Origin of the sequence: Ectobacillus polymachus (genome assembly GCF_048159605.1) — a bacterium.
Taxonomy (GTDB): Bacteria; Bacillota; Bacilli; order Bacillales; family Bacillaceae_G; genus Ectobacillus; species Ectobacillus polymachus.
In genome coordinates, this window is record NZ_JBLREB010000002.1 from 151,422 (window position 1) to 166,066 (window position 14,645).

A 14,645-nucleotide genomic window follows, 5' to 3' on the forward strand; every position below is an offset into this window, starting at 1 on the left:
AAAAGCGGGTCAGCAAAAAAGCCCTACAGAATGATCTGTAGGGCTTTTTTATATACAGGCGTTATTTTTCTTGTGTACGAAGCTCGAGCAAGAGTTCTTTGATTTGTGCTACTTCGCTTTCAATCCGATGAAGGTGGTGTTGCATATCATCAATTTCTTCCTCTGCTTTATAGTTAATGGCAAAGTCAACGACAGATTCATGCTTATCTCTTTTTGCTTGTCGGTTTTGGCTCATCATAATAATCGGCGCCTGAAAGGCAGCAAGAAAGGATAAACATAAATTCAATAATATAAACGGCTGTTCGTCAAAATGGAGACCTTTCGTAAACGGAAGACTGTTCCAAATCATCCAGAAAATCAGAAAGACTCCAAATACAATAATAAAGGTCCAGCTGCCGCCGAATTTGGCGATATTATCCGCTAAGCGATCGGATCGGGTCGTTTTAATATTGTATTCTTTATCAACCTGCCGTAAAATATTCTGCTCATAATGGTCGACGAGACGATCAATTCTGCCAAGATTTTCATCATTTAAATTAATATCAAATCCTTGGATTTGAGATGCCTCTTTTATTTCGGGTTTCTCTGTTTTTACATTTATAAAGGGTTTCATACGACATTTTCCTTTCACTTGTTCTTTTCTCTACCATAAATGAATAAAGGGCGAAAGAAAAGGGAGAAGCAAAAGAAAACTAGCTCCTATGGAACTAGCTTATCCCGCTTTAACGGGCAGTAAGACCCCCACTTCAAGGCTTAATAATCGGAGAAAGACTAAGTGGGGGACAACTGCCCGTAAAAGTCCGATTGGTGGGGCTAACCCTCGGTAAACCCCAACCGAGGGAAGTTTCACTTTATAGCAATGCTTTTTCATTTCGTTCTATCATGCGCTGCAAATAGGCTTCATATAGCGGGACTTCCTCTGGTGTAAGCTGTGAGGAGATAAGTGTTTCACCCATTTGCTGTAAGGTTAACAAAAGACGACGCATAACGTCTAGAGTGGTAATCTCTTCACCTAATAATTCAGAAAGAGACGCCATCGTACTTGGAATGATGGCAGGGTAGACGAACTTCGTTTGTTCTCCTTGCAGAGCTACCTGGTAGAAATCACGAACGATAGCAGCTCGCTTTTGTCCGCTTCCTGTTAAGCATAGGTAAATTTGCACAGCTACACCGCCTTGCACCCGTCTTTGTGAAATGCCGGCAAATTTTTTATTATCTATGCTTAAATCATAGCTTCCCGGACAATAGGATCCGACGATTTCTTTCGCCTCAATCATTACGCCTTTATCGTGAAACATCTGTTTGACAATCTCCCACATCGCATCGTATCCAGCATGAATATCAATGCCTTTGTCGGTTTCGCGTAATATAAGGGAAATATTTAACACGCCTTCATCGAGAACAACAGCTAAGCCGCCGGAATTTCGAACTATCACATGATAGTTTTGTTTTTTTAAGAAGGAAATGCCTTCCTGCAAGTGAGGAAGCTTTGTATCTTGGATACCGAGTACAATCGTAGGGCGGTGAACCCAAGAACGGATGGTAGCTGGGGCAAGCCCCTTTCCTACCGATTTGCATAATGTATCGTCCATTGCAAAGGATTGCAAGGCATCAAATGATTCTCCAAGGCTAGACTGGTCAATGATGCGCCATTCTGGTTGATAGAGAATAGATTGCGAATGGTTCATCTAAAATCGGCAAGGATACCCCTACTTCAATCGTGTGAAGGGCGTAGCCCAACGATAAGTGGGGGAGGAATTGCCGTCAGATACGGTATGGTGCAGTAAATTGCAAGATTTTGTACCATATCAAGTATCTGAAACTTCCACCTTGCCTCCTCCTTTCCATTTGTTATAATCAAGACATAGAGAAAACCGTTGCGTAAAAGGCACTCTAATCTTAAACGTAAACAGTACCGTTCTGAAACGGTTACTACTTGGGTATACCTAAGTAGTAGGGGCGAAGTCAACCGTCCTTATGTTCCACCATACTAAGGTAGGAGAGTATTTCTCGTTCGTACTACTGGGTAGGAATAAGCGTAGTTGCTCTCTATGAGGGTAGAAGCACTGTCGAACTCCGACAGACGCAAGCCCCCACTTCAAACGATCCGTAAGGGTGTTAAGTGGCGGGTTGTTGACATTACTAGCTCCTTACATTTCACTATTGTTTGCCTATTATAGCAAAAAAGGAGCGATTTCAGCCAGAAGGAGCCTTACATATCCTTCTGGCTCCATCTTTCTTCAATATGAAAAAATTTCCATGCAAAATACGAGATTCCCCATACAAGGATAAATAAGATCACGAGAATATAGCCTAAATTTCCGAGGTCAAGACCCTCAATACATGCCCAAATGCCCCCTTGCAGTCCAACCTTGGGAATAATAATCTGTGCAAGCTCAATCATACCGATAAATAGCGCTGCAAAAACGGAAATGGCGGTAACAGTTAGATTGTAATATACTTTCCGAATCGGCTTGTCAAACGCCCAATTATAGCTAGTAGTCATAAAGATACCATCCACTGTATCCATAAGACTCATTCCAGCAGCAAATAAAATAGGCAATGAGAGAATACCATAGATAGGAAGCGAATTTTGCGCGGCACCAGCCGATAGGGTGAGTAAAGCTACCTCACTAGCCGTATCAAAGCCAAGTCCAAACAAAAAACCGATTGGATACACATGCCAGCTTCGGCTTATAAATGTAAAAAGGGGCTGTACAAAGCGGGTAAAAAAGCCTCTAGAATGCAAGAGTTGTTCCATTTCTTCTTCCTTATATTTATTTTCTCTCATACGGAGAAATACACGAAAAATATCATTTAAGATGATTAAGTTTAGAACGCCAATCACAAGTAAAAAGGACCCTGAAACGATTGTCCCGATATAGCCGCCTATATCCTTTAATTGCGGGAGCTTTTGTTGTACCCATTGCACAGAAAAAGCAGTACATACCGTAAGTAACAGTACAACTGTGCTATGACCGAGAGAAAAGAAAAAGCCAACACCTACAGGATTTTTCTTTTGTTCTACTAATTTTCGAACCGTATTATCAATAGCTGCAATATGATCAATATCAAATGCATGCCGTAGTCCTAATGTATAGGCAAGGACCCCCATCCCTAATAAAACAGGATGATTGTTAGCGGATAATAGGAGCCCGGTAATTCCTGCTATATGGAGAATCGTAACGATAAGTATATATGGAAGGGAAGAATAGTTTTTCTTTTTGTGCACCGGAACGGTAACCTCTCTTTTCACAAGATGCGTAAATTATACTATTAATTTAGCGTAGCGGGAAAGAGCATTTATGGAACTTTCCGTGAACGTAATCTAGGCAAAAGGGAGATAGCGTGATGCCATCTCCCCGTTCACTTATTCAGCAATCTTTTCTAAATTTCCGTTACGATCCATTCGAAATGAGGTACTTGTTCTTTCCTCTTCTTCGGTTAAAGCAATCTTACGAGCACGATTCATAATTTTTAAGATCGTTTCGTAGTCTTCTTGAATGGTGGATGATTGATGCTCCATTTGTTGAATCTTTGCTTGCAATTCCTCGTTGTGCCGTACATATTCTGTAAGCTCCTTCTTAAGTCTCTCATTCTCTCTTTCCAGTGTGGTAGCTTTCACATCTGAATAATCAAGAGTCTGTAAAAATGTAATGACATCATTCATGGAAATAGAAGAGGATGGAGCACTTACATTCATGTTCACCTGCATAGGTATAGGCAGTGCTTCACCTTCAAGCTCTTGTTCCACTTCTTCTGGCAGAGAGACCGAAAACGAAGCTGGCGGTGTATAGAGCAACTTTTTCTTCGCCTGGTCGCCATTTGCAGCTCTCATTTTTTCCTTGCGATGTTTTTTTGCTAGCTGAAGTGCTTTATCAAAATTATAGCGAACCACTGCATTCCAACGAAAGCCGCAGGCTGCAGATGTGCGATTTAACTGATCTCCTACTTCTTCAAACGCATTTAATTGGGTGCTTCCTTCGCGCACGTGACGTAATACGGTTTCGGCTAATAATAAATCATCTTCTTCAGTCCAAGCATCTTGTCTAACTTTCATAGATTCATCTCCTTATTCCCGTTATAAGAAATTACTATTTTTAGAATAGCCGAAAGCTATGCATTTTATACAAAGCTTTCAAAAAAATGGTAGATTACAGTAGGAACTTGCATCCATGTACAAAGAGCGGTAAAATACCTTTTAGTTAACACGCTTATTTCACTGGACTTGTTAGTTTTATATAGAGAAAGGATTGTGCTAAATGGCAAATGAATTTCGCGTTTGTGACGATTGCCAGGCAACGAATTTAAAAACATTGTTGCCGCGCTTGAAAAAAATCGATCCCGAAGCAGATATTGTTATCGGCTGCCAATCGTATTGTGGCCCTGGTCGAAAAAAATCATTCGCATTCGTTAATAATCGTCCTGTTTCTGCACCGAATGAAGAGGAATTGCTTAAGAAGATTGAGAGTAAATTAAATAAGTAGAGGTCTCGAAAGCACTTACGTAAAAAGAAGTGCTTTTTCTTATGAAAACCTGTATAAATATAACGATTCATACATGCAGGTAATTTCCATATGTGAATTTGTTCTATATAATGAAGGTAAGGAACAGAAAGGGGGCCTGAGTCGTTGTATACAAATAACAAGATGAACGAGAAGAAAGTGTTTAAAGACCCTGTACATAAGTATGTTCAAGTTCGTGATAGATTGATTTGGGATTTAATTGGTACGAAGGAGTTCCAGCGCTTGCGTCGTATTCGTCAGCTTGGAACGACGTTTTTTACGTTTCATGGTGCAGAGCATAGCCGTTTTAATCACTCGCTAGGCGTGTACGAAATTGTTAGACGTATGGTAGATGATATATTCGATGGTAGACCGCATTGGAATGGGGATGACCGGCTTTTATGTATGTGTGCAGCTTTGCTTCATGATGTAGGACATGGCCCGTTTTCTCACTCCTTCGAGAAGGTGTTTCATCTCGATCATGAGAAGTTTACCCAAGCTATTATTATGGGAGATACAGAAGTAAATAAAGTACTTCGCCGCGTAGATGAGTCGTTTCCAAAGAAGGTTTCAGACGTAATTGCGAAAACTTCCGATAACAAGCTTGCTATTAGTATGATTTCCAGTCAAATTGATGCGGATCGGATGGACTATCTATTACGGGATGCCTATTTTACCGGTGTTAGCTATGGGAATTTCGACATGGAGCGGATTTTACGTGTGATGCGTCCGCATGATCAACAGGTTGTCATTAAAGCAAGCGGTATGCATGCAGTGGAGCATTACATTATGAGTCGGTATCAAATGTATTGGCAGGTGTATTTTCACCCTGTTACACGCAGCGCAGAAGTAATTTTAACAAAGATCCTGCATCGTGCAAAGACACTATACAAACAATCGTATTCTTTTATACATAAACCAGTTCATTTCTATTCTTTATTTGAGGAACAGGTATCGCTAGAGGACTATTTAAAGCTAGATGAAAATATTATGTATTACTATTTCCAAGTTTGGCAGGAGGAAGAGGATAGTATTTTACGGGATTTAAGCCGCAGGTTCCTAAACCGTAATTTGTTTAAATATGTCGACTTTGCTGATAAACAACATGGCTTAAACAATTGGGTAGAGTTAAATGCCTTGTTTAAAAAAGCGGGAATTGATCCAGACTATTATCTTGTGATGGATAGCACCTCTGATTTGCCATACGATTTTTATCGAGCTGGCGATGAAGAAGAACGTCTGCCAATTTTGCTTCTTATGCCAAATGGAGAACTTCGAGAGCTATCCCGTGAATCTGAAATAGTAGAAGCCATCTCGGGCAAAAAACGGACGGATCAAAAGCTATTTTATCCGCAGGATTTTCTTTCTGAATCCGGCAGAAAAGGGAAAATTAAAGAAAAAATTATTCAATTATTAAATGGGAATGAATAGATAAGAAAAGCAGCCGAGGCTGCTTTTCTATCATAATTATTTGTCGCTTAGACGTTTACCGCCAACAGCATAGTGGTTTTTGGACATTTCATCGATAAATACCGTAACGTTTGCAACAGGAGCTCCTGTCGTTTCGCTTACAACAGCTGTTACTTTTTCAACTAACGCTTTTTTTTGTTCTTCACTGCGGCCTTCTAACATTTTTACAGTTACATATGGCATATGTATCGCTCCTTTTTTTCATTCACTTTACCTTCTTATTATAGCGAATTCTAATCCGTAAACATACATTTTACGAGAAATTCTGCTATGCTAATGATAATAGAACGCTAAGGAATAACGTAGAGGAGTTGAAGTATGGGTAATTTTTTTGTGTATCCTTTAAAGGATATTCCGCTAGTTGCGATTACGCTTATGCTTGCATTTTCTGTGCATGAATATTCTCATGCGCTGCTCGCATATAAATTCGGAGATCCTACTGCACAGAAGCAAGGACGGCTGACGCTTTCTCCGTTTGCTCATTTAGATCCCTTTGGAACATTAGCTATCTTTTTATTAGGCTTTGGGTGGGCACGCCCGGTCCCTGTAAATCCATATTTTTTTAAAAAGCCGAGATTAGCCGGCATTCTCGTTTCCGTAGCAGGACCTGTTAGCAACTTACTGCTAGGTGGAATCGGGTTAATCGTTTGGTATTCGCTTTTGAAAATGGGGGCAATCGATGCATTACCAGTGGCCGTTATCGATACGTTATATCGTTTCTTCAGCATTTTCATTCGCTTAAATGTTGTTTTGTTTGTATTTAATTTAATTCCGCTGCCACCGCTAGACGGCTATCGGATTATAGAGGATCTAATGCCGAGAAACATACGAATAAAAATGACGCAATTTGAAAATTACGGTGCGATTATTTTTCTCATTCTTGTTGTCACACCATTAGATATGTACACGATTCAACCTATTTTTCATACGGTTGTACCTGCCGTTGCAGGAGCACTTGAAAGTGTAATTGGACCGCTATTCCATTTGTAAGAAGGAGGAAGTAAAATGGAGGAACCACGTAAAAAAATGGGCTTCACGATTATGAAAAAAGAAACAAATCATGGCGGATATGGAGCTGGTAGCTTAAGTTTAGATAATGTCTCACCTGTTATCATCGACGTAACAGAAGGAACTGCTGTCGTAGATAGCGGCGCTATGCACGCAAGAAGTGCAGTGGAAAAAGGAATAAAATTTTTAGCGAATAAGGAAGAGGTGCCAAACGGTAAACCGTACTGGCTCGTCTGGGTAACCATTGAACAATTACCAGAAGGTGCTTACTATGCTGGCGTTACCGCATGCGAAATGACCGTCGACCGTGAAATACGTCGCGGCTATAAGTCCCTGCCTGAGCATGTAAACCGAATGGACAAATCATTAAAACGACACATCATCGTTAATCATATGGACGAACCATCCAAAACCGTACTAGGACAATTTTTGAAGCAGCATAATCTTAATATATGGAACCGCTCTAGCGAACAGCTTAAGAAGGAACTGCTTGGAGAATAATTGGTTCTCAAGAAGAAACCCATGGTGATTTTGTTCTCCATGGGTTTTTTGTGTTGAATTGCAAGTATGAGCACGAAAGAAAAGCTGTCTGTGAGACAGCTGTATTTACCACGGCAGATATTTTCTCCACCAGCTTTGGTTTTGCTTCGGTGTTTGCTTTCCTTGGTCGTTTCCATTCTTTTCATCGATGCAGTATTCGGTTGGTTCAGTTCCCTTCACAAAGTTCATGCTAACGGATTCGGCACATCCATTTTTGACAATTTTTCCGGTTTTCGGATCGATATCGAGAGTGACAATTTGTTCTGGTTTTTCGAACTCTGCTTTCGGTTGATCAGAGAGTGCTTGTTCCATGATTTGTGCCCAGATTTCTTTTGCGTAGCGTTGTTCATTAACATTTGTTATTTCTTTTTCCTTGTCATAGCCTGTCCAGACGGTAGTGACGAGATTGGGTGTAAAGCCAATCATCCAGCTATCGGTTGTCGTTGATCCCGATTTTCCTGCGTAGGTTCTCGTAAGCCTGTCAGTTATTCCTTGACCTGTTACGGTTGCGTAGCCGTTTAGTTTTTTGTTAAACATACCGGTCATAAGGCTTTGCATAATGGAAACATCATTTCGATCCAATACTTGGACGCCATTTACATGCGAGTCATATAGGATCGTTCCATCTCGATCGACGATGCGACGAATAAAGGTAGGCGTTACACGTTTCCCTCCGTTTGCGAACATACTGTACGCGCCGGCCATTTCAATCGGTTTTACGGGTGATGTTCCTAAAGCAAGTGATGGATTAGCTCGCAGTTCACTCGTAATGCCGAACTGTTTAGCTGTGTTAACGAGTGTGTCCTCTCCTAGAAAAAGGTGGGTTTTTACAGCATAGACATTATCGGATACAGCAAGCGCTTGGGCCATTGTTATGAAGTCATTTGCATAATAATTATTGTAATTGGATGGATTATAGGTAGAGACGCCGTCTTTAAGAGGAAAGCTTGTAAATTCACTCTTAAGCCGAGTAGCTGCTGTAAATCCATGAGACAAAGCTGCGTAATACAGAAATGGCTTAAATGTTGAACCAGGCTGCCGGTAGGCTTGGGTAGCGCGATTAAATTGGCTTTTTTGATAATCCTTGCCGCCAAGTAGCGCCTTAACCTCTCCGGTTTTTGGGTCTGTTACGATTACAGATGCCTCCAGGTCCGTTGTGTTAGGAATCGTTTGGGCAACTGCCTGTTCGGTGATGTCTTGTACCTTTCGATCTAATGTCGTATAGATGCGCAAGCCTCCGCGTTCGACTGCCTGATCATCAATTTTGGCATTATGCAGGAGAGACTGCATAACTGCATCCTGAAAGTAAGGGGCAATTTCTTCTTCCTTCTTCTCCATCGGTGCAATCGTTAGTTTTTGCTGTTTCGCCTCTTGCTCTTGTTCCTTTGTAATGTAGCCTTGTTGTTGCATTTCAAAAAGAATGAGTTCCTGCCGTTTGATGGCCTCCGCTAGGTTTGTATAAGGAGAATAATTGCTTGGCCCTTTTGGGATGCCTGCCAATAGACTCGCTTCTGCAAGTGTCAATTCCTGTGCATGCTTATGAAAATAAAGGCGGGAAGCCGCTTCAATTCCGTAGGCTCCATTGCCGTAATAAATCGTATTTAAATATCCTTCTAATATATTTTCTTTCCCATAGTTTACTTCCAAACGAATGGTATAAAGAGCTTCCATTATTTTTCGTTTCCATGTTTTATCATGACCTAGATAAAGGTTTCGGGCGTATTGCTGTGTGATCGTGCTGGCTCCTTGCACCATCGCCATTGCCTTTATATCAGCAATTGCAGCACCAGCAATTCGTTTTAGATCAAATCCGCTATGATCGTAAAAGTGCTGATCCTCAATTGCGATGCTCGCAGTTTTTACGTAAGGGCTTATGTCCTTTAGGGAAACCCAATACCGGTTTTGCCCCGTATGACTTTGCCCGATAATCGTATCGTCATTTGCGTAAAAAACGGACGTTTGCGGGACGGTGATGGGAGGTGGACCGGCGATCTTAGCGGCGGTGAAAAGGATGGATAGCGTTGCTACTAGAATAAAAGAAATAACAAATAGAGTCTTGCCTAGAATACGAATAAGTTTCGCTGTTGTTTTCGTTGTAGTTAGTTCCATCGATGCTCCCCCCAATACATTCGTACTCTTACTAGTATGGAGGATTTATCCAATCTTTAAACCTAAAGGGGTGACTTGAACTTATCCATTTTTCACACCTAAAAGAGGGAACATGTAATAGATCATATACATGGCTTTGTATTCACTTATCTCTTTTTTCTTCTTTCGTAATAAGAGTTGTTGCATTTGAAACAATCGATAAATTCATACCTGAAACGTTTCCTTTCTGTATATTTCTACAAAAAGAATAACGTTTTTTTCTTTTATAGATACAATTTCGCTTTAGCTTGATGGGCATGTGCCGGTACCCCTTTTATTATTATTTAAAGCGCTTGCATAAAATAAAAAAATATGATACTTTGAACTTGTCTAAAAAATAGACATGTCTAAAAACAGCAAGATTTTCAACTAAAGGAGCAAAAGAAAACGATGATTACTGCTAAACAGCTCGTTTCGATTCTTAATGGAAGCCATCATATTCCCGGTATATTTGTAAGCCCATCAGGAGCGACAAAGGATAAACCAGCTCCCGAGATAATTTTGATGTGAATATGCCTTAATAAGGTACCTCTTTCTTACAATTCCTAAAATAGTATGTTACTATACAAAAAAGATTTTTGGTTTTTTTGTTAAAATTTCTAGGAAGAGGATACTGAATGAATACAAATAAATTTAAAAGACCACTCTATATAAATGTATATGACGAGCTCCTCCTTCAAATTATGAAGGGAGAATACCTTGTAGGAAGTCAGCTTCCTTCAGAACCAGATTTAGCAAGGAGCCTAGGGATTAGTCGTGCAACTTTAAGACAAGCTTTAGCACTTTTGCAAGAAGATGGATTAGTGAGAAATATTCGCGGAAAGGGAAATTTTGTAATCGATTCGTTTTATAAACAAGAGGATCGTCAATTAGAAATATTAAGTAACCCTATGCATAAGTGCCATATAGGTACATTTGACCGAATAGATTTACATTATCGACTAGACACGGAAACGAAATTCACGAAACAAGTATTAAAAAGGGATTCATCTGCAGTAGTAGCTTTAGAACGCTTGTATAGAAAGGGAAGCGATTTATTAGCCTATGCTTTTACTTATATGTCCATGCAAACGGTAGAAAGTTTATCCTTGGACTTAAATAATAAGGAACAACTACTAGATTTTCTAGAGAACCAAGTATATGTTAATGCAAAGCATGGAAATATCGAAATAAAATATACGCATACCTTTAATTTTGCCGATCGGAAAGAAAAACTAATTGGCCAAAATGAGTGCTTTTTACTATTAGAAAGCCTATACAGTAATGCAGATTATCCATTAATTTATAATAAATTTTATATACCTCAACAGTTCTCGAAAATAAAACTAAATATGTACCAATAGAATTGGAAAATTAATTGTATTTTAGTTTTGGAGATGTAAATAACATATTTAATAGAATAAAAAATGGAGTGATATAATATGACAACAGCACATAATGCTGCAAAAGTCGGAGAAATTGCAAACACAGTTTTAATGCCAGGAGACCCACTACGTGCGAAATATATTGCGGATACCTACTTAGAAAATCCAGTGCAATTTAATGGTGTACGTAATATGTTTGGCTTTACAGGAAGTTATAAAGGAAAACAAATATCTGTAATGGGATCTGGTATGGGAATGCCAAGTATAGGAATTTATTCATACGAATTGTATAAATTTTATGACGTAGAAAATATCATTCGTATTGGTAGTGCAGGTGCTTATACTGAAAATTTGAACATTCATGATATTGTGCTTGTTGATAGTGCATGGAGTGAATCAACTTTTACAAAGGTTCAAGCAGGAGTAAATGGTGATATTCAGCTTCCTAGTGAGTTATTAACGAAGAAAATTGAAGATACTGCAAATCGCATTCATACTCCTATTGTTAAAGGTAGAATACATTCAAGTGATGTATTTTATCATGAAACGAATGTTCCAAATCATGTTGATTTTTATAATGAACATAATTGTATTTGTGTAGAAATGGAAAGTTATGCATTATTCCATAATGCAAGAATATTAGGAAAACAAGCAGCGTGTATACTAACTATCTCAGATTCTTTAGTAACCCATGAGGAAATTAGTGCTGAGGCAAGACAAACATCATTCGATAAAATGATGAAAATTGCATTAGAGGCTTGTTTGTAAAATATAGAAACGGGCGATGTGAATAAATACCAATGGGCTTCAGATATGTAAACCAAAGCAGATATTGGAGCGATAATAGCAGATAATTTTAGTGTAAAAATGCCTAAATTCGGAAAAAGCATGCTGTCCAAATTAAAATGAGGGCGCTAAATTAAGGAGGAACACTCAATGAATTTTAATAAACTGATTGATCACACTATTTTAAAAGCAGATACAACAAAAGAAGCGGTTGAAAAAACTTTACACGAAGCGTTAGAACATGACTTCGCATCTGTATGCATAAATCCTTATTGGGTTTCCTTAGCAGCTGAAGTACTGAAGGGTTCTGACGTAAAAGTATGTACTGTAATTGGATTTCCGTTAGGAGCAAATACAACGAATACAAAAGTATTCGAAACAAAGGATGCAATTGATAACGGTGCAAATGAAATTGATATGGTAATCAATATCGGAGAATTGAAAGCAGGACATTACGAAGTTGTTCAACGAGATATTGAAGCAGTTGTGGAGGCTGCAAAAGGAAAAGCACTTGTAAAAGTTATTATTGAAACATGTTTATTAACAAAAGAAGAAATTGAAAAAGTAAGCATCATTGTCCGTGATTCGGGAGCTGATTTCATCAAAACATCAACAGGCTTCTCGACAGGTGGTGCGAAAGTAGAAGATGTAGCTCTAATGAGAAAATGCGTGGGTGAAAACATTGGTGTTAAAGCTTCTGGTGGTGTAAGAACTCCAGAAATTATGAAAGCAATGGTAGAAGCGGGAGCTACTCGTATTGGAACAAGTAACGGTGTATATTAAATAAATAGATGATGTGAGTAGCTATTATATTTTATGATTCTGTATCTTCTATTTAGATCATAAATGTTTCACAATAAAGTAGGGGGTCCAGTTATTAGGGACTCCCTATCTTCTTATTGGGGATACCGCTACATGCCCATCAACTTAAGAAATTAACTGTTCCCCAAAACGAAAAAAATGAGCCGAACTCTCATAAATAACTGTGAAAAGATAAAATTTTCGTTATGGTGGTGCAATAAAATCTTAACTTGATGGTGATGGGAGGCATCTCCACTTAAAAAATTTTTACTTTGTATTGTTATTTAAGTATGGATGAATAAATAAAAGACCAGCTGAGCTTAAAACTGCATATTGTACATCTTTCAATGAAAGTTTTCGTTCTGTTAATTTTTGTAATAGCCAATCTTTGTTATGAACGGCAGATTGTAAGTTTTTATAAATGAATTCCCCATTTATGATCAATTCCAGAGGAAGTGCATGTTTATTTGTTAACATATCGAAGTCTTGTTTTGTTGGAGAACGATATGCCTCTTTTTTTAAAATAGATAGGGTGCCATTATTTTCGAGAATAGCATATTCTACCTCATTCATATGAAAAACATCTTTTTCTCTTAGAAATTGCTGTAACATATCTATCGAAAAATTAAGTTTCTTCATATTCGCTTCTACAATGTTTCCGTCCTCAATTATTATCATCGGCTTACCTGAGATCCATTTTCTTATAAAACGATTGTTTGCAGACATATATGCTAAGAAATAAGCAATACACGTAAACGCCAAAAATGATGCAAGTATTTGCCAAAACTTGAGGTTGATATTAAATCCCAGATTTGCAGCTACGGAACCGATTGTAATATAAAAGACAAAGTTATAGTAGGAGCCTTTTGTATTTACAACTTTTCCAAGTTTATTTGCCATCAATAGTAAAAAAAGAAAAGAAAGAGAGCTCCTTAGGATGGATTCTATAACACCATTCATTATTTTTTTCTCCAAACATATATAGAAATACTTACAAGGAATCATATTGTCTTTACAGTATGTATAAATCAAAACAAAAATATGCTGCTATTTATGAGAAAGATGCTGTAATTAAAAAAGAGATGACCTAAATAGTCATCTCTTAAACGTGTTATTTTGAATTTATTCACCAAGTAACGATAAAGCCTTGCTTGGCCAATCGGTAATGATAGCATCTACGCCATATGAGATCATTCGTTTTATATCTTTCTCTTCATTAATCGTATAAGGACGAAGTACAAAGCCTTGTGATTTTGCTTCCTCTACGAATTCCTTCGTAAGCAGTTTAAAGTTTGGGTGAAGACCGCTTGCATGATGGAGACGTGCCACGCCGCAGGCATCCTTCAGATGATGATGATATAAAATGGCCCTTTCGATATCCGGAGCAAGATCTGCAAGCATAGCAACGGAGCTATGGTTGAACGAAGAGAAGATGACGCGCCTTTCCAAACCGAATTCCCGAACCAAATCAACTACTTTTTGTTCTAGTTCTGGATAGCGAATACGGTCATTTTTCAATTCGATGTTAATAAGAAGCTTATTGCCGCCTAGCCAAGTTAATACTTCGCGCAGCGTTGGGATACGCTCCCCTTGAAATGCAGCGTTAAAATGGGATCCTGCATCAAGCTGCTTTAGTTCCTCAAGTGTATGCTCCACTACAAGACCGCGGCCGTTCGTCGTTCGGCTCAATGTTTCATCATGAATGATGACAATTTCTCCATCCTTGGATAGATGAACATCGAATTCTATTCCATGCGCACCAGTGCGCTCTGCCTCTTGAAATGAAATTATTGTATTCTCTGGATGAGTACCTTTCGCACCACGATGTCCAAAAATGAGAGATTGATTTTTCATTTGTAAGCTCCCCTTTAAGATTTTTTCACGATACCATTATGAATCCAAGCCGTTATGCTGACAAGCAAATTGAATAAATTTACAAACCTTAACATTATTTTCAACTTCTTAACGGAATTTATAAACTTATCTGTAAATGAGTTTACATTCGATTGCTATACTCACAAGC

At 38.7% G+C, this 14,645-nt stretch carries 16 protein-coding genes; 7 read left to right on the top strand and 9 right to left on the bottom strand.

Annotated features, from left to right (window positions below; translation table 11 throughout):
* Nucleotides 1-61 precede the first annotated feature (61 nt).
* The 4 genes from ACM5BR_RS11335 to ACM5BR_RS11350 form a co-directional block, all read right to left on the bottom strand.
* Complete coding sequence (locus ACM5BR_RS11335) at nucleotides 62-613, bottom strand: DUF1003 domain-containing protein (RefSeq protein WP_416828015.1); 552 nt, start codon at nucleotides 611-613, stop codon at nucleotides 62-64.
* 238 nt (nucleotides 614-851) lie between these two features.
* Entirely contained in the window at nucleotides 852-1,688 is an 837-nt protein-coding gene (gene lipL, locus ACM5BR_RS11340; RefSeq protein WP_416828016.1) for an octanoyl-[GcvH]:protein N-octanoyltransferase, read from the bottom strand.
* 524 nt (nucleotides 1,689-2,212) lie between these two features.
* Nucleotides 2,213-3,232, bottom strand: a complete 1,020-nt coding sequence (locus ACM5BR_RS11345) for a HoxN/HupN/NixA family nickel/cobalt transporter (protein ID WP_416828017.1) — start codon at nucleotides 3,230-3,232, stop codon at nucleotides 2,213-2,215.
* Between the two features lie 138 nt (nucleotides 3,233-3,370).
* On the bottom strand, nucleotides 3,371-4,060 hold the full coding sequence (locus ACM5BR_RS11350) for an RsfA family transcriptional regulator (RefSeq protein WP_416828018.1): 690 nt from the start codon (nucleotides 4,058-4,060) through the stop codon (nucleotides 3,371-3,373).
* A gap of 202 nt (nucleotides 4,061-4,262) precedes the next feature.
* Between ACM5BR_RS11350 and ACM5BR_RS11355 the strand changes: the two genes are divergently transcribed.
* Together ACM5BR_RS11355 and ACM5BR_RS11360 are read left to right on the top strand one after the other, a co-directional pair.
* Nucleotides 4,263-4,487 (top strand): YuzB family protein, encoded by a 225-nt coding sequence (locus ACM5BR_RS11355; protein ID WP_416828019.1) that lies wholly within the window; start codon nucleotides 4,263-4,265, stop codon nucleotides 4,485-4,487.
* A 162-nt stretch (nucleotides 4,488-4,649) separates the two neighbouring features.
* Nucleotides 4,650-5,936, top strand: coding sequence for an HD domain-containing protein (locus ACM5BR_RS11360; protein WP_416828587.1), 1,287 nt, complete (start codon nucleotides 4,650-4,652; stop codon nucleotides 5,934-5,936).
* Between the two features lie 36 nt (nucleotides 5,937-5,972).
* Here ACM5BR_RS11360 and ACM5BR_RS11365 read toward each other — a convergent pair whose 3' ends face one another.
* Nucleotides 5,973-6,158, bottom strand: coding sequence for a 2-hydroxymuconate tautomerase (locus ACM5BR_RS11365; RefSeq protein ID WP_416828020.1), 186 nt, complete (start codon nucleotides 6,156-6,158; stop codon nucleotides 5,973-5,975).
* Nucleotides 6,159-6,293: 135 nt separating this feature from the next.
* On the opposite strand from ACM5BR_RS11365, the gene ACM5BR_RS11370 reads away from it, so the two are divergent.
* Together ACM5BR_RS11370 and ACM5BR_RS11375 are read left to right on the top strand one after the other, a co-directional pair.
* On the top strand, nucleotides 6,294-6,965 hold the full coding sequence (locus tag ACM5BR_RS11370) for a site-2 protease family protein (protein ID WP_416828021.1): 672 nt from the start codon (nucleotides 6,294-6,296) through the stop codon (nucleotides 6,963-6,965).
* A gap of 15 nt (nucleotides 6,966-6,980) precedes the next feature.
* On the top strand, nucleotides 6,981-7,484 hold the full coding sequence (locus ACM5BR_RS11375) for a YwhD family protein (protein ID WP_416828022.1): 504 nt from the start codon (nucleotides 6,981-6,983) through the stop codon (nucleotides 7,482-7,484).
* Between the two features lie 105 nt (nucleotides 7,485-7,589).
* Here the strand turns inward: ACM5BR_RS11375 and ACM5BR_RS11380 are convergent, their stop codons facing one another.
* Nucleotides 7,590-9,632, bottom strand: a complete 2,043-nt coding sequence (locus tag ACM5BR_RS11380) for a transglycosylase domain-containing protein (protein ID WP_416828023.1) — start codon at nucleotides 9,630-9,632, stop codon at nucleotides 7,590-7,592.
* Nucleotides 9,633-9,774: 142 nt separating this feature from the next.
* Nucleotides 9,775-9,930, bottom strand: a complete 156-nt coding sequence (locus tag ACM5BR_RS11385; protein ID WP_416828611.1) for a hypothetical protein — start codon at nucleotides 9,928-9,930, stop codon at nucleotides 9,775-9,777.
* Nucleotides 9,931-10,288: 358 nt separating this feature from the next.
* On the opposite strand from ACM5BR_RS11385, the gene ACM5BR_RS11390 reads away from it, so the two are divergent.
* From ACM5BR_RS11390 to deoC, 3 genes are all read left to right on the top strand, one after another.
* Nucleotides 10,289-11,014: a GntR family transcriptional regulator gene (locus ACM5BR_RS11390; RefSeq protein ID WP_416828024.1), complete on the top strand. Its 726-nt coding sequence runs from the start codon at nucleotides 10,289-10,291 to the stop codon at nucleotides 11,012-11,014.
* A gap of 78 nt (nucleotides 11,015-11,092) precedes the next feature.
* Nucleotides 11,093-11,803 carry a purine-nucleoside phosphorylase gene (gene deoD, locus ACM5BR_RS11395; RefSeq protein ID WP_416828025.1) on the top strand — a complete coding sequence of 237 codons (711 nt, stop codon included), beginning with the start codon at nucleotides 11,093-11,095 and terminating at the stop codon, nucleotides 11,801-11,803.
* A 168-nt stretch (nucleotides 11,804-11,971) separates the two neighbouring features.
* Nucleotides 11,972-12,604 (top strand): deoxyribose-phosphate aldolase, encoded by a 633-nt coding sequence (gene deoC, locus ACM5BR_RS11400; RefSeq protein ID WP_416828026.1) that lies wholly within the window; start codon nucleotides 11,972-11,974, stop codon nucleotides 12,602-12,604.
* A 285-nt stretch (nucleotides 12,605-12,889) separates the two neighbouring features.
* On the opposite strand, the gene ACM5BR_RS11405 is transcribed toward deoC, so the two are convergent.
* Nucleotides 12,890-13,582, bottom strand: coding sequence for a DUF421 domain-containing protein (locus tag ACM5BR_RS11405; protein ID WP_416828027.1), 693 nt, complete (start codon nucleotides 13,580-13,582; stop codon nucleotides 12,890-12,892).
* A gap of 162 nt (nucleotides 13,583-13,744) precedes the next feature.
* Nucleotides 13,745-14,476 (bottom strand): glycerophosphodiester phosphodiesterase, encoded by a 732-nt coding sequence (locus tag ACM5BR_RS11410; protein ID WP_416828028.1) that lies wholly within the window; start codon nucleotides 14,474-14,476, stop codon nucleotides 13,745-13,747.
* Between the last annotated feature and the right edge of the window lie 169 nt (nucleotides 14,477-14,645).